Raw genomic sequence first — 16,002 nt, 5'->3', positions numbered from 1 at the left:
ATAGACACAAGGCCCACCTGAGGGTCTGGCGCAGCGAAAGAAACATGGAGTCGGTGGCTTGAATGAGAGATCTGGCTGCCGAACCGCCGCCAGTGGCAGCAGAAGTACAAGCGGGTCTACTGAGGCAGGAGCCCGCGTTGGTCGCCAAGAATAGCTGTGTATTGATAGTTGAAATCTATGACAATCTGTTACTGAATGTGTATTTTTTGTGCGCCAGTGGGTCGCCGGATATCACGGGTACGCACAGGGCGGCGTTCTGGATTCAAGCTCCCGGCGTTTTCCAAATGAACTGGACTTTTTGGGGGCTCATTTCCAGACATGTCGCAGTATCCGTGCGAGACGAAGGCCGTGAACGTGCGTTGACAATCGTTTGCAATGGTCTGTCGCGGGTGAGTACTTGGCTAGGGGATAAACGCTGTGATGGACTGCGCGTGGGTGGCGTAAAACGCGGGCGCAACCAGCGCGTGCATCATTTTTTTAGGAGATTGGTCTGTGATTCTTGTAACTGGTGGAGCTGGATTCATCGGCTCCCACACCTGTGTGGCTTTGGCTGCGGCAGGCATTCCGTTTCTGGTGCTGGATAACTTCTGCAACAGCCGTGCGTCTGTGCTGGAGCGGGTGCAGCGCATCACGGGGACATCCGTAGCGCTCGTAAAAGGTGACGTGCGCGACGCCGACTTGCTGCGACAGGTTTTTGCGCAGCATCCGATCAACGCAGTGGTGCACTTTGCCGCGCTCAAGTCGGTGGGGGAGTCGGTGCGTGAACCTCTTCGTTACTACGACAACAACGTGGCTGGGACGGTGACCCTGTTGCGTGCGATGCAGGCAGCCGATGTGCGAACCCTGGTGTTCTCCTCGTCCGCCACCGTGTATGGCGAGCCTGAGTCGCTGCCCATTCGCGAGGACGCACCCCTGTCCACACAGAACCCATACGGTGCCAGCAAGCTCATGATGGAGCAGGTGCTGGCCGACGTGGAAGCGGCAGAGCCCGGGCTCTGGCGCATAGCGCGGTTGCGCTACTTCAACCCCGTAGGTGCACACGAGAGCGGCCTGATTGGCGAAGACCCCCAGGACGTGCCCAACAACCTGCTGCCTTATGTGGCCCAAGTGGCCGTGGGTCTGCGGGAGCGCCTGAGCGTATACGGGGGCGACTACCCCACGCCCGACGGCACCGGCGTGCGCGACTACATCCACGTGTGTGATCTGGCGGATGGCCATGTGGCGGCCTTGCGCTACCTGCGCGACCACGCGGGGCTTCTGACAGTGAATTTGGGCACCGGCAAACCGGTTTCGGTGCTGGAGATGGTCCAGGCGTTTGAGCAAGCCAGTGGCCGCCCCGTGCCCTATCAGGTGGTAGCACGGCGGCCCGGCGACGTTGCTCAGTGCTGGGCAGACCCGGCGCTGGCCGAGCAGTTGCTGGGCTGGCGCGCCCAGCATGGAATCCAGCGCATGTGCGACGACGCATGGCGCTGGCAAAGTGGCGTCGCTGCAAGCCTGCAAGACTGATTCAGGATGAGTGCAGAGCTGACCGTGCAGCTCGTGGCGCATCAGAGAGTGGACAATCGGGCAGAAAATGCGGCATCGCGGTGTTCCTTTTGCCGGTTGCCTGCCATTCCGACGAGCGGTCCGCTCTGCATCCCTCCACTTCAACCCACTTTTTTCACGCGCCATGCTTGCCAAACGCATCATCCCTTGCCTTGACGTCACCGGAGGCCGCGTGGTCAAGGGCGTCAACTTCGTCGAGCTGCGCGATGCAGGCGACCCTGTAGAGATCGCTGCACGTTACAACGCCCAGGGCGCGGACGAGCTCACCTTCTTGGACATCACCGCCACCAGCGATGGCCGCGATTTGATCCTGCACATCATCGAAGCCGTGGCCAGCCAGGTGTTCATTCCGCTCACCGTGGGCGGCGGCGTGCGCACGGTCGAAGACGTGCGCAGGCTGCTCAATGCCGGTGCCGACAAGACCAGCTTCAACTCGGCCGCCATCGCCAACCCCGACGTGATCAACGCCGTGTCTGCCAAGTACGGCGCGCAGTGCATCGTGGTGGCCATCGATGCCAAACGCCGCTCGGCCGAGGATGCCCTGCGCATCGGCGCCAACGGCCAGGCCGTGGGTGCAGGCTGGGATGTATACAGCCACGGCGGGCGCAAGAACACCGGCCTGGACGCCGTTGCCTGGGCCACCGAGATGGCGCAACGCGGCGCGGGCGAAATCCTGCTGACCAGCATGGACCGCGATGGCACCAAGGCTGGTTTTGACCTGGAGCTGACCCGTGCCGTGAGCGACGCGGTCAGCGTGCCCGTGATCGCCTCGGGCGGAGTGGGCAACCTCGACCATTTGGCCGATGGCATCCAGACCGGCGGTGCCGACGCGGTGCTGGCGGCCAGCATCTTCCATTACGGCGAATACACGGTGGGCCAGGCCAAGGCCCGCATGGCCGAGCGCGGCATTCCGGTGCGTTTGTGATGAAGCGGTTCGTCGGCGCTGGCTGGGCGCTGACGATGGGTCGTTTCAGCGTTGCAGTGTGAATTTTGGATAAAAACAGGATATAAAGCTTGATGGGTAAGCGATAGTAGCTATTATTTTTGTAGTGCATGTTGCACCTCACAGGGCGCACTGTGTGGTGCCCGGTGGCCTTGCTGCAGCGCCCTGTTTTATGGGGTGATTTCTCAATTTGATAGCTGCTGGCGCTTGCTGCATATGCGCTAGAGTCCCATTTGACCTCCAATCGCCTCGTCCCGCAGACGGGCAGGTCATTCAAATAACCGACAATCCCGCGCATGAACTGGCTCAACGATGTGAAATGGGACGCGCAGGGCCTGGTGCCCGTGATTGCGCAAGAGCAGGGCACGGGCGACGTGCTGATGTTTGCGTGGATGAACCGCGAGGCCCTGCAGAAAACGGCAGAACTGGGCCGTGCTGTGTACTTCAGTCGCACGCGCAAAAAGCTGTGGTTCAAGGGCGAAGAATCCGGCCACGTGCAGACGGTGCATGAGATCCGCCTGGATTGCGACAACGATGTGGTGCTGCTCAAGGTGACGCAATTGGGCCATGAGCCCGGTATCGCTTGCCACACCGGCCGCCACAGCTGTTTTTTCAGCGTGCTCAAGGACGGCGCATGGCATGCGGTTGAACCGGTCTTGAAAGACCCCGAATCCATCTACAAGTAATGGTAATGGACGAGAAGACCATGAGTTCCAACGATTCCCTGGCGCGCCTGGCTGCCATCATTGAAAGCCGCAAGCCCGCCAACGGCGGCGATCCGGACAAGAGCTACGTATCGCGCCTGCTGCACAAGGGGCCGGATGCCTTTCTGAAGAAGATTGGCGAGGAAGCCACCGAAGTGGTGATGGCGGCCAAGGATGTGGACCATGGCGCAGACACATCCAAGATCGTTTATGAAGTGGCCGATCTGTGGTTTCACTCCATGATCGCGCTGGCGCACTATGGCCTGACGCCCGCAGATGTATTGACCGAACTGGAGCGCCGCGAAGGTACCAGCGGCATCGAGGAAAAAGCCTTGCGCAAGGCCGTTGCGCGGTCCGCTGAGGAAGGGTCCCCATGAACGACATCATTGATGTGCAGAGCAACGAAGAAAAGGCACAGGGCCTCAAGAACATCGGATGGGTCAGCTATGTGCTGCACCTGATCGTGGCGGTGGGCGCGGTGCTGCCCGGCGCCCAGGCCAGCGCGCTGCTGCTGATCATTGCGCTGGTGCTCGACCTGGTCAAACGCGGTGACGCCGAAGGCACCTGGCAGGCCAATCATTTCTCGTGGCGCATCCGTTCCGTGGTCTGGGCGGGCGTGTTGTATTTGGTCACCTTTCCGTTCTGGTTGCTTGGTCTGTTGCTTTTCAATCCTGCGTGGATCGTGATCTCTCTGTGGTTCCTGTACCGCATCGTGCGCGGCATGCTGGCCATGAGCAAGAACCAGGCGGTGGATGCCTGAATCAGCGCCCCTTCAGCGCCTGAACCTGGCACTGCAGGGCGGAGGCTCGCACGGCGCGTTGACCTGGGGCGTGCTAGATGCGCTGCTGGAAGACGGCCAGTGGCAGTTTGATGGTGTCAGCGGCACCAGCGCAGGCGCTATGAACGCTGTGGCCATGGCCCACGGTTTTGCCCACGCGGCGCATGAATACAAAGACCCGCACGAAGCGCACCTGGCGGGGTGCGCCAAGGCACGCGAGACGCTCACCCGCTTGTGGGAGGGCGTGGGCACGCTGGGCAGCCTGCTGCGCGGCACGCCCTTGTCGGCAGCCAATCCGATGATGGGGCTGATGCGTCAGTGGTTGTCGCCCTACCAGACCAACCCGCTCGACATCAACCCGCTGCGTCGCCTGCTGGAGCGCGAGGTGGACTTTGACCTGCTGTGCGCGGCGCGCCGATCCCACGGCGGCGCGGGCGGGCCGACGGTGTTTGTGTGCGCCACCAATGTTCGCACCGGGCGTGGGGAAATCTTCTCGGGCCCGCGGCTCAGTGCGGACGCCGTGATGGCCTCGGCCTGCCTGCCGCTGCTGTTCAAGGCGGTGGAGATCGAGGGCGAGCACTATTGGGACGGCGGCTACTCGGGCAACCCGGCGCTGCACCCGCTGATTTACCAAACCGAGACCTCCGACATCCTGCTGGTGCAGATCAACCCCATCGAACATCTGGACCTGCCCCATTCAGGCCCCGAAATCATGGAGCGCATGAACGAGGTGACCTTCAACGCCAGCTTGCTGGCCGAGCTGCGCGCCATCGAGTTTGTGCGCCGCCTGCTGGCCGAAGGCAAGCTCGATGCGCGCCGCTACAAAAGCGTGCGCATGCACCGCATCGACGGTGGCGCCGTGCTGGCCCCGTTTGGTGCCGACAGCAAGACCCGCGCGGACATGGCCTTTGTGCGCAAACTGTTTGATCTGGGGCGAGCCGCCGGGCAGGAATGGCTGCATGCGCACCGCCAGGATGTGGGCGTGCGGCCCACGATCAAGATCACAGACAATGCTTAAGCGTTTGCGGTGACCTCGCTGCCGCATACGGCCCTTTGTATCTTCATCTCCTTACCATGCACGATCCGAACTGCCTCTTCTGCAAAATCATCGCAGGCCAGATTCCTTCGAAGAAGGTCTATGAAGACGAAGAAATTTTTGCTTTTCACGACATCCATCCCTGGGCGCCGGTGCATTTCTTGATGGTGCCCAAGGCGCATATCCCTTCGATGGCGCAGGTCACCGCTGAGCACGCCGGGGTTCTGGGGCGCATGATGGCGCTGGCCCCCAGGCTGGCGCTGGAGCAGGGCTGCAACCCGTACCCGGAAGGTGGCTTTCGCGTCGTGGTAAACACGGGGCTTGAAGGTGGGCAGGAAATCCATCACCTGCATGTGCACGTGATGGGCGGCCCGCGCCCATGGCTCAAAGGCTGAACCAGGCTGACGGGTTGTGCAGGGAGATTCCCGCAGTTGTGTCTGGGCGGTGAACTCCTGTCACGCCCCCCGTCTAAAATGATTGCAATTCGTTAGGAGATATTCCATGGGTTCTTTTTCCATCTGGCACTGGCTGATCGTGCTGCTGATCGTCGTTATGGTCTTCGGCACCAAGAAGCTCAAGAACATGGGCTCTGACCTCGGAGGCGCCGTCAAGGGATTCAAGGATGGCATGAAGGACGGTTCGGCTGACGCGGCTGCTAGTCCTCCCGCTGGCCAGGTTGCCAACAGCCAAGCGGCTGACAAGACCACCATCGATGTTGAAGCCAAGCAAAAAAGCTGAGCGGGCGTCCATTCATGGCACCCGTACTGGCAACGCCGCTTGATCGTTCATGATTGATATTGGCCTGTCCAAAATGGCGCTGATCGGCGCGGTGGCACTTATCGTCATCGGACCCGAGAAGCTCCCACGCGTGGCGCGCACGGTCGGCACTTTGCTGGGCAAGGCGCAGCGCTACGTGGCTGACGTGAAGTCCGAGGTCAACCGGTCCATGGAGCTTGATGAGCTCAAGAAGATGAAGGACACGATGGAAGGCGCTGCACGCGATGTGCAAAATTCCATCCAGACCAGCGCCAGCGAGTTTGAAAAAGACTGGGCCGACGCCACCGGTACTGCCAGCGAGGCCAACGCAGCGCTGCAGGACCAGAGCGCCGTAGTGCCCGCCTACAAGCACCCCGGCAAAAACTGGCGCCTCAAGCGCGGTGCCGTACCCCAGTGGTACAAGTCCAAAAGCGGCGTGCGCACCAAGGCGCAGTCTGGCGCGGCCCGTGTGGCCCGTTACCGTCCCCAAAAATTCCATTGATGCAGCCAGCAGCGCTCCACGCGCTGTACGGGCGACGACCCTGACGCCCACGAAAACCCACCATGTCCGAAACCCCTTCCAAAGAAGACGAGCTGGCCGGCAGCGAGCAGCCGTTTGTTCAGCACCTGATGGAGCTGCGCGACCGGATGGTCAAGGCCATCATCGCCATCGGCATTGCGGCGGCGATCCTGTTCTTCTTTCCTGGCCCTGGCGAGCTGTATGACTTTCTGGCCGCGCCCCTGGTGGCGCACCTGCCCAAGGGCGCTACGCTGATTGCCACTTCAGTGATCTCGCCGTTCATGGTGCCGCTCAAGATCTTGCTGATGGCCGCCTTTTTGCTGGCACTGCCTTTTGTGTTGTGGCAGGTGTGGGCCTTTGTGGCGCCAGGCCTGTATTCACACGAGAAAAAGCTGGTGTTGCCGCTGGTCATCTCCAGCACACTGCTGTTTTTCATCGGCGTGGCGTTTTGCTACTACCTGGTTTTTGGCCAGGTGTTTGCGTTCATCCAGAGTTTTGCGCCCAAGAGCATTACAGCGGCGCCAGACATCGAGGCGTATCTGAGCTTTGTGTTGTCCATGTTTCTGGCGTTTGGCCTGGCGTTCGAGGTGCCGATTGCTGTGGTCGTGCTGGCCCGCATGGGTGTGGTAAGCATCGAAAAGCTGCGCGAGTTTCGCGGCTATTTCATCGTGCTGGCGTTCGTAATCGCCGCTATCGTGACGCCGCCCGACGTGGTGTCACAGCTGTCGCTGGCCATCCCGATGTGTATCTTGTACCAGGTGGGCATTTGGGCCGCGCAGGTTTTCATCAAGCACACCAAGGCGCCGGAAGAGGGCAGCGAACCTGCCTCTAATTCCTGACGCCTTGAATTACTAGCCAAATTGGCTGCTAGCGCTTGTCCAGTAAGCGCTGGAAGCTATGACTTTTATAGCTGTCTGGGCTAGGTAAATCGTCATCGATGTTCCTGCGGTGTTGTGTGCACCGCACTGAGAAACTGGTGCGTCCCGATTGCCAGCGCCACTGCGGAACAGGCTTTGCCCGGCCGCTGGAGGCGCCTCCCTCAGGGCACTCCTACTCCTTTACCTTCTTACATTGCGCTGGGGCTTGGGCCGCACACCGGGGCTGATGTTCAGCTCTACTATCGCGTCGCCGCGCTGTACCGTGAACGCAGAGTCCGTGCCGGGCTTCAGAGCAGCTACTGCTGTCAGCAGCTCAGACACGTTGCTCACCTTTTTGCCATCCACGTTCACGATCACATCCCCCGGCCGCATGCCGGCCTGGGCGGCGGGACCATCCTGCAGTACGCCGGTGATGATCACGCCTTCGGTGGCCTTTTTCACACCAAAAGTCTCGGCCAGTTCGGGCGACAGTTCGTTGGGCTCCACGCCGATCCAGCCGCGGGTCACCTGGCCGTCCTTAACGATCCCGTCCAGCACCTGGCGTGCGGTGGACACAGGTATGGCAAACCCGATGCCCATGCTGCCCCCCGAGCGTGAATAGATGGCAGTGTTGATGCCCATCAGATGGCCGTTCACATCCACCAGCGCGCCGCCCGAGTTGCCAGGGTTGATGGCAGCGTCGGTCTGGATGAAGTTCTCAAACGTGTTGATACCGAGCTGTGTGCGGCCCAGGGCGCTCACGATGCCGCTGGTCACGGTCTGGCCCACGCCAAACGGGTTGCCAATGGCCAGGACCTGGTCGCCCACGTCGAGCTGGTCGGAGTTGCCCAGCACGATGACGGGCAATTTATCGAGGTCGATCTTCAGGATGGCCAGGTCGGTGTCCGGGTCGGTGCCGATCACGCTGGCGCGGGTGCGGCGGCTGTCGGTCAGCGTCACTTCAATTTCGTCGGCACCTTCGACCACGTGGTTGTTGGTCAAGATGTAGCCGTCGGGGCTGATGATCACGCCGCTGCCCAGCCCGGCCTGTGACTGGCTGCCCTGGTCGCCAAAGAAGAACTGGAACCAGGGGTCATTGCTGCGCGGGTGGCGCACCGCCTTGCTGGTGTTGATGCTGACCACCGCTGGCGATGCCTTGCGGGCCGCTGCACTGAAGCTGCCCGCCGCGGGCAGCGAGCTGGGTGCGGCGGGCGCCTCGATCAGCGCAATCCCGGCCCCAGAGCGTGTCGCGCCCCGGCCCAGCCAGCTTGGCTGCAAGGTTGCGACAACAAAGTAGGCGGCGACAAACACCGTCACAGCCTGCGAGAAGAGGAGCCAAATGCGCTTCATGGTGTGTGTGGGTGACTCGGGAAAAGGGTATGTGAGAACGCGTGGTCGCCCTGGGGCGGTCTATCAATGATTGTCGCTGAACGGTCGGTCTCGCCGCGAACGGGGCATTCAGTTGTGCGGGCTCTGGACCGGTTTGCCAAAAGAGATGGTGTGAGATTTTTTTCACCCTTTTTGCCGGTTTGGTCATTTTCTGGATGGTGTAAACCCTGTAGGGCGGGCGCTGACGATGCCGACAATGAAATTGCAACAGTAGATTGCATCAACATTACGGAGACATCCATGACGCATAGCAACACCTCGCGCCGTCGCAGCCTGCTCAAGGGCGCAGCCGTCGCAGCGGGCGCCCTGAGCGCCCCCATGGTCGCCACGGCGCAGACGACCACAAGTCTGCGCTTTCAGAGCACCTGGCCGGCCAAAGACATTTTTCACGAGTACGCCCAGGACTTCGCGAAAAAGGTCAACGACATGGCCAGCGGTCGCCTCAAGATCGAGGTGTTGCCCGCAGGCGCAGTAGTGCCTGCGTTCCAGCTGCTGGAGGCGGTGGCCAAAGGCACGCTCGATGGTGGCCACGGCGTGGTCGCTTATCACTATGGAAAGAACTCTGCGTTGGCGCTGTGGGGCTCGGGGCCCTCGTTCGGGATGGACCCCAACATGCTCCTGGCCTGGCACAACTACGGCGGCGGCAAGGAACTGCTCGAAGAAATCTACAAAAGCCTGAACCTGGATGTGGTGTCGTACCTGTACGGCCCCATGCCGACCCAGCCGTTTGGCTGGTTCAAGAAGCCGATTGCCAAGGCTGAGGACATGAAGGGCATCAAGTTCCGCACCGTGGGGCTGGCTGTGGACATGTACACCGACATGGGCGCCGCGGTGAACCCGCTGCCCGGCGGCGAAATCGTGCCTGCGCTGGACCGGGGGCTTATTGACGGCGCCGAGTTCAACAATGCCTCGTCTGACCGCCTGCTGGGCTTCCCCGATGTGGTCAAAAACTGCATGCTGCAAAGCTTTCACCAGAGCGGCGAGCAGTTTGAGATTTTGTTCAACAAGGGCAAGCTTGCGGCGCTGCCAGCCGAGCTCAAATCCATCATCGACTACGCCGTGCAGGCCGCCAGCGCGGACATGAGCTGGAAGGCCATCGAGCGTAATTCCAAGGACTATGACGAGCTCAAGAAGCAGGGCGTCAAGTTCTACAAGACCCCCGACGCCATCTTGCGCGGCCAGCTGGCAGCGTGGGACAAGATCATGGCCAAGAAGGGCGGTGAAAACGCCATGTTCAAGAAGATCCTGGACTCGCAAAAAGCGTTCGCGCAGCGTGCAGGCCAATGGCAGAACGACTACACCGTGGACTTCAAGATGGCCTACAACCATTACTTTGGCCGCGGAGCCAAGAAGAGCTGACGGACAGGCTGCGGCCCTTTGCGGGCTGCGCAGTGCGGGCCCCGCGCCGGAGACGTTGATGTCCCCGCCTGCGGCGACCCGGGCTGCGTTGCCCATGGGCGCCACTTGGCGCCCATTTTTGTGTTCCGCCATAGGTATGTCATGCAAAAACTTTTACTGGCCGTCGACCGGCTCTCGACCTGGTTCGGCAAAGCCTGTGCCTGGAGCGTGATTGCGCTCACCGCACTGATCACCTGGGAGGTGTTCTCCCGCTACGTCCTCAACACCCCACATGCCTGGGTGCTGGACGCACAGATCATGCTGTACGGCTTTCTGTTCATGACGGCGGGCGCGTACACGCTGGCCAAAAGCGGGCATGTGCGGGGCGATGTGCTGTATGGGTTCTTCCAGCCGCGCACGCAGGCGTGGATCGATCTCCTGCTGTACGTGGTGTTCTTTTTGCCCGGCATTGTGGCGTTGACGTACGCGGGCTGGTACTTCTTTCAGGACTCGCTGGGCATGCGGGAGCAGACCTTCAACGCCGACCCGCTGCCGGTATATCCATTCAAGTTTGTGGTGCCGCTGGCCGGCGCCTTTTTGCTGCTGCAAGGCGTGGTGGAAATCATCCGCTGCGTGATCTGCATCCGCACCGGCGAATGGCCGCGCCGGGAGGGTGATGTGGAGGAGGTGGATGTCGACAAGCTCAAGCAGATGGTGCACGTCAAAGACGCCGACATTGAAGCGCTGGACAGCCTGGTGGTGAACAAGAAAGGCGGCCAGTGATGAAGATCCGCAAGGAACTGTATTTCGGCTTCACGCTGATGGGCGTGATCATTGTGGCGGCGCTCGCCATGGTGTTCAGCGTGGACACCATGACCAACGGCCACTACGGCCTGTTGATGCTGTCGTTGGTGGTGGTGGCCATCATGCTCGGGTTTCCCACCGCGTTCACGCTGATGGGCATGGGCATGTTGTTCGCCTTTTTTGCCTACCACTCAGGCGACCAGACGGCGGCCGGGGCGATGAAGCAGACGCTGGACCTGATGGTGCAGCGTGCGTTTTCGGTGATGAGCAACGACGTGCTGATCTCGATCCCGCTGTTTGTTTTCATGGGCTATCTGGTCGAGCGTGCCAACCTGATCGAAAAGCTCTTTCACAGCCTGCACCTGGCGTTGTCGCGGGTGCCCGGGTCGCTGGGTGTTGCCACGCTCGTGACCTGTGCTGTTTTTGCCACTGCCACGGGCATTGTGGGCGCGGTGGTCACGTTGATGGGGTTGCTGGCCTTGCCGCAGATGCTGCGTGCCGGGTACGACGTGCGGCTGTCAGCCGGGGTCATCACGGCGGGCGGCTGTTTGGGCATTCTCATCCCGCCCTCGGTGCTGTTGATCGTGTACGGCGCCACGGCGGGGGTGTCGGTGGTGCAGTTGTATGCGGGCGCTTTTTTCCCGGGCATCATGCTGGCCGGTTTGTACATCCTGTACGTGGTGCTGATGGCCAAGATCAAGCCGCAGTGGGCGCCGCCGCTGTCTGCGGCGCAGCGGGTGGTGCCGCTGCCGCCTGGGCTCAAGGCGATTGGTGCGACGGCCGATGGATGGGCTGTGGGCAATCTGGTCAACGCGCTCAAGGGCAAACGCAACCAGGCCGTGTCTACACGCTACCTGCTGGGGCAGCTTGGCGTGGCCCTGCTTCCCGCACTGCTGTTTGCCGTGGTGGCCGTGTCCAGCTACCAGAGCGTAACCCGCGTCACCGTGGTCGAGACCTACGAAGGACTGCAGCCGATGGGTGCAGGGTCGACCGAAGACGCCCAAGGCAGCGACAGCGGGGGGCTTGCCGAGCCCAGCGGGTCGGGCCTGTCGGAGCCCCCTGGCGATGAGGCCGACGGCGTGGCGGAACCGCCGGGTGCGGAGCCCGCTGCAGCGCCGACCGACGCTGTGGCCGAGCCCCCAGGCGCAGCCGATGGGCTTGCCGCGCTTCCTGGGTCGGCAGATGCCCCGGCGGCTGGCGATGGGGCTGGTGAATCGGCACCTGCAGCCACGTCCCAGCCAGCGCCCGTCGGCTACTGGATTGGCCTGGGTGTGGGGGCGCTGGCGCTGGCGGTGTTCTACGGCATCTTGAGCCACGCGCGGCTGGAAGTGTTCAAGATGCTGCTGTCCAGCTTCTTCCCGCTGCTCATCCTCATCCTGTCGGTGCTCGGCTCCATCGTGTTTGGCTTGGCTACTCCGACCGAGGCGGCGGCTGTGGGCGCGTTCGGTGGTTTTGTGCTGGCGGCGGCCTACCGGCAGCTCACCTTTGGCGTGGTCAAGGAATCGGTGTACCTGACCGCCAAGACCAGCGCGATGGTGTGCTGGCTGTTTGTGGGGTCGGCCATTTTCTCGGCGGCCTTTGCGCTGCTGGGTGGGCAGGAGCTGGTAGAGCAGTGGGTGCTGGGCATGAACCTTACCAAGACCCAGTTCCTGGTGCTGTCGCAGGTCATCATCTTCATCCTGGGCTGGCCGCTGGAGTGGACGGAAATCATCGTGATCTTCATGCCCATCTTCATCCCGCTGCTGGACAACTTTGGCGTGGACCCGTTGTTTTTTGGCCTGCTGGTGGCGCTGAACCTGCAGACCGCATTCTTGAGCCCGCCCGTGGCGATGAGTGCGTTTTATCTCAAGGGCGTGGCACCCAAGCATGTGACGCTGAACCAGATCTTTGCTGGCATGTTGCCCTTCATGGGCATCCAGGTTCTGGCCATCGTGTTGCTGTACCAGTTCCCGGCCATCGGCCTGTGGCTGCCGCAGGTGCTTTACCGGTGACGGGCGCCTGAGCCGCCCCGAATTGAACAAGGCGCCCCCGCTGCGCCTTGTTCGCTTGCGCGATGGTGCGGCGGCGACAATACCGGCATGAGCATCTCCCGCACCGAACTCTTGCAGGCGTTTGACAGCCTGCTGCAACCCGAGCGCTTCAAAGACTACGGCCCCAATGGCCTGCAGGTAGAGGGCAAGGCCGAGGTCTCTCGCATCGTGAGCGGCGTGACGGCCAGCCGGGCGCTGATCGAGGCCGCCATTGCGGCCCGAGCCGACGCCATCTTTGTGCACCACGGCCTGTTCTGGCGTGGGCAGGATGGCCGCGTCACTGGCTGGATGAAGCAGCGCCTGCAACTGCTGCTGGCGCATGACATCAACCTGTACGCCTACCACTTGCCGCTGGATGCCCACCCGGAACTGGGCAACAACGCGCAGCTGGGCCGCGTGCTGGGCTTTGTGGCCGACGCGCGGTTTGGCGAGCAGGACCTGGGCTTTGCCGCGCCCGCTACCTTCGCAAACGGGCAGGCGTTAGCCGACCACGTCGCGCAGGCGCTGGGCCGTGCGGTCACGCTGGTGCAGCCTGGCACGGCGGGTGACGATACCCAGCGCCCCATCTGCCGCGTTGCCTGGTGTACCGGGGGCGCGCAGGGCTACTTCGAATCAGCCATTGCGGCCGGCGCTGACGCTTTCATCACCGGTGAAATCTCCGAACCCCAGGCGCACCTGGCGCGCGAGATGGGCGTGAGCTTTATCGCCGCCGGACACCACGCCACCGAGCGCTACGGCGCGCCCGCAGTGGCGGAGGCTGTGGCCGGACAGTGCGGGGTGACCCACCAGTTCATCGAAATCGACAACCCGGCGTAGTAGTGGTTTTGAAATCACTCACTTATTTATAGCTGCTAGCGCTTTATGGATAAGCGCTAGAGGCCAATTTGACTCGTATTTTCATGTCAATCATTGCCATCACCCAAGGCGACTCCGCCGGCATTGGCCCCGAGACCGTGGCGCAGGCGTTCCGCGATGCGCCCGCAGATCTGCGCGGGTGTTTTGTGGTGGGCGACGTAGCCACCTTGCGCCGCGCTGCGCAGGTAATTGCGCGACCGGGCGTGCCGATGGTGCCTGTTGCACAGATTGCAGCACCGGCCGACGCCTTGAATGTGCTGCCGCGTTGTATCCCTGTGTTTCAGTTGCCCGGCATTGCGGGGCCTCAACCGTGGGGACAAGTCAGCGCAGACGCGGGGCGCGCCGCCGCCGACAGCGTGGTATGGGCCGCGCGTGCTGCGCTGCGTGGGGATGTGGCGGCCCTGGTGACAGCGCCCCTGCACAAAGAGGCGCTGTCCGCGGCGGGCGTGGCGTTCCCGGGGCACACCGAGTTGCTGCAGGCCGAGGCCACCGCACACCAGGGCGTTGCGCTGACGCAAATGCCCGTGCGCATGATGCTGGCGAACGACGAACTGCGCACCGTGTTGGTCAGCATCCACATGTCGCTGCGCGACGCGATTGCAGCGGTCACTTACGACAATGTGCTGCAGACGCTCTTGATCACCCACACCGCGCTGCTGCGCAGCCTGGGCCGCGCACCGCGCATCGCAGTGGCGGGTCTCAATCCCCATGCGGGGGAGGGTGGGTTGTTCGGCAATGAGGAGGCCACCGTCATCGCCCCGGCCATCGCCGCCGCGCGTGCCCAGGGGCTGGACGTGTCGGGCCCGCTAGCGCCAGACACCGTGTTCATGCGCGCGCGCAGCACGCCGGGTCACCCGGGTGAGTTTGATGTGGTGATCGCGATGTACCACGACCAAGGCCTGATCCCGGTGAAGTACCTGGGTGTGGACAAGGGCGTGAACGTGACGCTCGGCCTGCCTTTGGTGCGCACCAGCCCTGACCACGGCACCGCGTTCGACATTGCGGGGCAGGGCGTGGCGGACCCCGCGAGCCTGATCGAGGCAATCCGAATGGCCCGTGCACTTTGTGAATGAAATTGAGTGCTACCGCTTATGGGGTAAGCGGTAGTAGCTATCAAGAGGGTAGCGGCGCCATTCGGGTGGCTGGTTGCACGGGCGGCCCCGTGGCGCTGTTGGTCTTACAGCAAGGCCACTCGGGCTATTTCTTCAGGCTGTCGCGAATTTCACGCAGCAATACGATGTCTTCAGGGGTTGCCGCAGGCGCTGGCGCCGCTGCGGGGGCTTCGCGTTTGAGGCGATTGATCTGCTTGATCATGATGAAAATGATGAACGCCAGGATGACAAAGTTGACTGCGACGGTCAGAAAGTTGCCATAGGCAAAAACGGGCACGCCCGCCTTCTTCAGGGCGTCCAGCGTCATGGCGGTGCCTGCGGGGACAGTACCCAGCACCACAAAAAGATTGGAAAAGTCGAGCCGGCCAAACACCAGGCCCACCACCGGCATGATCAGGTCAGTGACCACCGAGTCCACGATCTTGCCGAACGCGCCTCCGATGATGACACCCACTGCCAAGTCAATCACGTTGCCCTTGACCGCAAACTCCCTGAACTCTTGCATCATTCCCATGATGTTCCCTCGTTTGTAAATAGCGATGCCGGAGTATCCTCAAGCCCAATGCCCTGTCAAGGCACTCAACGCATTGAAATAACCATTTTCACTCCGCTACAATTCGCGGTTGACCCAAACAATAGCGATGTTTACCGAGGATCCCCATGAGTGACACACCAGTCGACACCAGTAAAAGGACGTGGCTGATTGCGTCCGGATGTGCCGGTGCCGCTGGCGGAGTGGCCGTTGCAGTGCCTTTCGTCAGTAGTTTCCAGCCTTCGGAAAAAGCCAAAGCGGCCGGTGCCGCTGTAGAGGTGGATATTTCGGCCCTCCAGCCCGGCGAGAAGCTGACGGTCGAATGGCGTGGCAAACCCGTGTGGATCATGAAGCGCACTCCCAAGCAGCTGGAGTCCCTCGCACAGACTGAGCCGCAACTGGCTGACCCCAAGTCGGATCGCAATACGTACCCCACCCCCGAGTACGCCAAGAACCAGCATCGCTCCATCAAACCAGAAGTGTTTGTGGGTGTGGGCATTTGCACCCATCTGGGCTGCTCGCCTGGCGACAAATTTCAAACAGGTCCTCAGCCATCCCTGCCGGATGACTGGCATGGTGGTTTCCTGTGTGCCTGCCATGGTTCCACGTTCGATGTGGCTGGCCGGGTCTTCAAAAACAAGCCGGCGCCTGACAATCTGGAAGTGCCGCCGCACATGTACCTGTCCGACACACTGCTGTTGATCGGCGAAGACAAGAAGGCCTGAGGTAAATCGACATGGCTGAATTCAAGGAAATCTCCCCCAACGCCTCGGCAGGCGCCAAGGTCACGAACTGGTTCGAGA

The 16,002-nt window shown here is 61.9% G+C and carries 18 protein-coding genes; 16 read left to right on the top strand and 2 right to left on the bottom strand.

What is annotated here, in order from left to right; translation table 11 throughout:
• The first annotated feature begins 492 nt into the window (after nt 1-492).
• The 10 genes from galE (at nt 493) to tatC (ending at nt 7,121) form a co-directional block, all read left to right on the top strand.
• Nucleotides 493-1,506, top strand: a complete 1,014-nt coding sequence (galE, locus tag ACK4OE_RS07440; RefSeq protein ID WP_409884054.1) for a UDP-glucose 4-epimerase GalE — start codon at nt 493-495, stop codon at nt 1,504-1,506.
• A 163-nt stretch (nt 1,507-1,669) separates the two neighbouring features.
• Nucleotides 1,670-2,470, top strand: coding sequence for an imidazole glycerol phosphate synthase subunit HisF (gene hisF, locus ACK4OE_RS07435; RefSeq protein ID WP_409884053.1), 801 nt, complete (start codon nt 1,670-1,672; stop codon nt 2,468-2,470).
• 305 nt (nt 2,471-2,775) lie between these two features.
• Entirely contained in the window at nt 2,776-3,174 is a 399-nt protein-coding gene (gene hisI, locus ACK4OE_RS07430; protein ID WP_409884102.1) for a phosphoribosyl-AMP cyclohydrolase, read from the top strand.
• A 20-nt stretch (nt 3,175-3,194) separates the two neighbouring features.
• Complete coding sequence (locus ACK4OE_RS07425; protein ID WP_409884051.1) at nt 3,195-3,569, top strand: phosphoribosyl-ATP diphosphatase; 375 nt, start codon at nt 3,195-3,197, stop codon at nt 3,567-3,569.
• Nucleotides 3,566-3,952: a DUF4870 family protein gene (locus ACK4OE_RS07420; protein ID WP_409884049.1), complete on the top strand. Its 387-nt coding sequence runs from the start codon at nt 3,566-3,568 to the stop codon at nt 3,950-3,952. The genes ACK4OE_RS07425 and ACK4OE_RS07420 overlap by 4 nt, the downstream gene beginning before the upstream one ends.
• On the top strand, nt 3,945-4,988 hold the full coding sequence (locus tag ACK4OE_RS07415) for a patatin-like phospholipase family protein (protein WP_409884048.1): 1,044 nt from the start codon (nt 3,945-3,947) through the stop codon (nt 4,986-4,988). The genes ACK4OE_RS07420 and ACK4OE_RS07415 overlap by 8 nt, the downstream gene beginning before the upstream one ends.
• A gap of 56 nt (nt 4,989-5,044) precedes the next feature.
• Nucleotides 5,045-5,401 (top strand): histidine triad nucleotide-binding protein, encoded by a 357-nt coding sequence (locus tag ACK4OE_RS07410; protein ID WP_409884047.1) that lies wholly within the window; start codon nt 5,045-5,047, stop codon nt 5,399-5,401.
• A 106-nt stretch (nt 5,402-5,507) separates the two neighbouring features.
• Entirely contained in the window at nt 5,508-5,744 is a 237-nt protein-coding gene (gene tatA / locus ACK4OE_RS07405) for a Sec-independent protein translocase subunit TatA (RefSeq protein WP_409884046.1), read from the top strand.
• 49 nt (nt 5,745-5,793) lie between these two features.
• The gene (gene tatB / locus ACK4OE_RS07400) at nt 5,794-6,264 is read left to right on the top strand and encodes a Sec-independent protein translocase protein TatB (RefSeq protein ID WP_409884045.1); all 471 of its coding nucleotides are present in this window, start codon (nt 5,794-5,796) and stop codon (nt 6,262-6,264) included.
• 62 nt (nt 6,265-6,326) lie between these two features.
• Nucleotides 6,327-7,121 carry a twin-arginine translocase subunit TatC gene (gene tatC, locus ACK4OE_RS07395; protein WP_409884044.1) on the top strand — a complete coding sequence of 265 codons (795 nt, stop codon included), beginning with the start codon at nt 6,327-6,329 and terminating at the stop codon, nt 7,119-7,121.
• A gap of 219 nt (nt 7,122-7,340) precedes the next feature.
• On the opposite strand, the gene ACK4OE_RS07390 is transcribed toward tatC, so the two are convergent.
• Complete coding sequence (locus tag ACK4OE_RS07390; protein ID WP_409884043.1) at nt 7,341-8,489, bottom strand: trypsin-like peptidase domain-containing protein; 1,149 nt, start codon at nt 8,487-8,489, stop codon at nt 7,341-7,343.
• Nucleotides 8,490-8,768: 279 nt separating this feature from the next.
• Here ACK4OE_RS07390 and ACK4OE_RS07385 point away from each other — a divergent pair, with 279 nt between their 5' ends.
• The 5 genes from ACK4OE_RS07385 to pdxA all read left to right on the top strand — a co-directional run bounded on the left by ACK4OE_RS07385 (nt 8,769) and on the right by pdxA (nt 14,628).
• Nucleotides 8,769-9,887: a TRAP transporter substrate-binding protein gene (locus ACK4OE_RS07385; protein WP_409884042.1), complete on the top strand. Its 1,119-nt coding sequence runs from the start codon at nt 8,769-8,771 to the stop codon at nt 9,885-9,887.
• Between the two features lie 141 nt (nt 9,888-10,028).
• Nucleotides 10,029-10,649, top strand: a complete 621-nt coding sequence (locus tag ACK4OE_RS07380) for a TRAP transporter small permease subunit (protein WP_409884041.1) — start codon at nt 10,029-10,031, stop codon at nt 10,647-10,649.
• Nucleotides 10,649-12,661, top strand: coding sequence for a TRAP transporter large permease subunit (locus ACK4OE_RS07375; protein WP_409884040.1), 2,013 nt, complete (start codon nt 10,649-10,651; stop codon nt 12,659-12,661). Before ACK4OE_RS07380 ends, ACK4OE_RS07375 begins: the two co-directional genes overlap by 1 nt.
• An 87-nt stretch (nt 12,662-12,748) precedes the next feature.
• Entirely contained in the window at nt 12,749-13,516 is a 768-nt protein-coding gene (locus ACK4OE_RS07370; RefSeq protein WP_409884038.1) for a Nif3-like dinuclear metal center hexameric protein, read from the top strand.
• Between the two features lie 83 nt (nt 13,517-13,599).
• Nucleotides 13,600-14,628, top strand: coding sequence for a 4-hydroxythreonine-4-phosphate dehydrogenase PdxA (gene pdxA / locus ACK4OE_RS07365; protein ID WP_409884036.1), 1,029 nt, complete (start codon nt 13,600-13,602; stop codon nt 14,626-14,628).
• Nucleotides 14,629-14,752: 124 nt separating this feature from the next.
• On the opposite strand, the gene mscL is transcribed toward pdxA, so the two are convergent.
• The gene (gene mscL / locus ACK4OE_RS07360; protein ID WP_409884034.1) at nt 14,753-15,181 is read right to left on the bottom strand and encodes a large conductance mechanosensitive channel protein MscL; all 429 of its coding nucleotides are present in this window, start codon (nt 15,179-15,181) and stop codon (nt 14,753-14,755) included.
• A gap of 146 nt (nt 15,182-15,327) precedes the next feature.
• Between mscL and petA the strand changes: the two genes are divergently transcribed.
• Nucleotides 15,328-15,924, top strand: a complete 597-nt coding sequence (gene petA, locus ACK4OE_RS07355) for a ubiquinol-cytochrome c reductase iron-sulfur subunit (protein WP_409884033.1) — start codon at nt 15,328-15,330, stop codon at nt 15,922-15,924.
• The last annotated feature ends 78 nt before the right edge of the window (nt 15,925-16,002 follow it).

The organism is Acidovorax sp., assembly GCF_046314175.1.
In the GTDB taxonomy this organism is placed as follows: Bacteria; Pseudomonadota; Gammaproteobacteria; order Burkholderiales; family Burkholderiaceae_C; genus Acidovorax.
This window is presented reverse-complemented; position numbering and strand designations above follow the sequence as displayed.

What these genes read in the sequence shown, in the direction of transcription:
- hisF (WP_409884053.1), top strand. Translation starts at nt 1,670, where the DNA reads ATGCTTGCCAAACGCATCATCCCTTGCCTTGACGTCACCGGAGGCCGC.
- ACK4OE_RS07425 (WP_409884051.1), top strand. Translation starts at nt 3,195, where the DNA reads ATGAGTTCCAACGATTCCCTGGCGCGCCTGGCTGCCATCATTGAAAGC.
- ACK4OE_RS07420 (WP_409884049.1), top strand. Translation starts at nt 3,566, where the DNA reads ATGAACGACATCATTGATGTGCAGAGCAACGAAGAAAAGGCACAGGGC.
- ACK4OE_RS07415 (WP_409884048.1), top strand. Translation starts at nt 3,945, where the DNA reads ATGCCTGAATCAGCGCCCCTTCAGCGCCTGAACCTGGCACTGCAGGGC.
- ACK4OE_RS07410 (WP_409884047.1), top strand. Translation starts at nt 5,045, where the DNA reads ATGCACGATCCGAACTGCCTCTTCTGCAAAATCATCGCAGGCCAGATT.
- tatA (WP_409884046.1), top strand. Translation starts at nt 5,508, where the DNA reads ATGGGTTCTTTTTCCATCTGGCACTGGCTGATCGTGCTGCTGATCGTC.
- tatB (WP_409884045.1), top strand. Translation starts at nt 5,794, where the DNA reads ATGATTGATATTGGCCTGTCCAAAATGGCGCTGATCGGCGCGGTGGCA.
- tatC (WP_409884044.1), top strand. Translation starts at nt 6,327, where the DNA reads ATGTCCGAAACCCCTTCCAAAGAAGACGAGCTGGCCGGCAGCGAGCAG.
- ACK4OE_RS07390 (WP_409884043.1), bottom strand. Translation starts at nt 8,489, where the DNA reads ATGAAGCGCATTTGGCTCCTCTTCTCGCAGGCTGTGACGGTGTTTGTC.
- ACK4OE_RS07385 (WP_409884042.1), top strand. Translation starts at nt 8,769, where the DNA reads ATGACGCATAGCAACACCTCGCGCCGTCGCAGCCTGCTCAAGGGCGCA.
- ACK4OE_RS07380 (WP_409884041.1), top strand. Translation starts at nt 10,029, where the DNA reads ATGCAAAAACTTTTACTGGCCGTCGACCGGCTCTCGACCTGGTTCGGC.
- ACK4OE_RS07375 (WP_409884040.1), top strand. Translation starts at nt 10,649, where the DNA reads ATGAAGATCCGCAAGGAACTGTATTTCGGCTTCACGCTGATGGGCGTG.
- ACK4OE_RS07370 (WP_409884038.1), top strand. Translation starts at nt 12,749, where the DNA reads ATGAGCATCTCCCGCACCGAACTCTTGCAGGCGTTTGACAGCCTGCTG.
- pdxA (WP_409884036.1), top strand. Translation starts at nt 13,600, where the DNA reads ATGTCAATCATTGCCATCACCCAAGGCGACTCCGCCGGCATTGGCCCC.
- mscL (WP_409884034.1), bottom strand. Translation starts at nt 15,181, where the DNA reads ATGGGAATGATGCAAGAGTTCAGGGAGTTTGCGGTCAAGGGCAACGTG.
- petA (WP_409884033.1), top strand. Translation starts at nt 15,328, where the DNA reads ATGAGTGACACACCAGTCGACACCAGTAAAAGGACGTGGCTGATTGCG.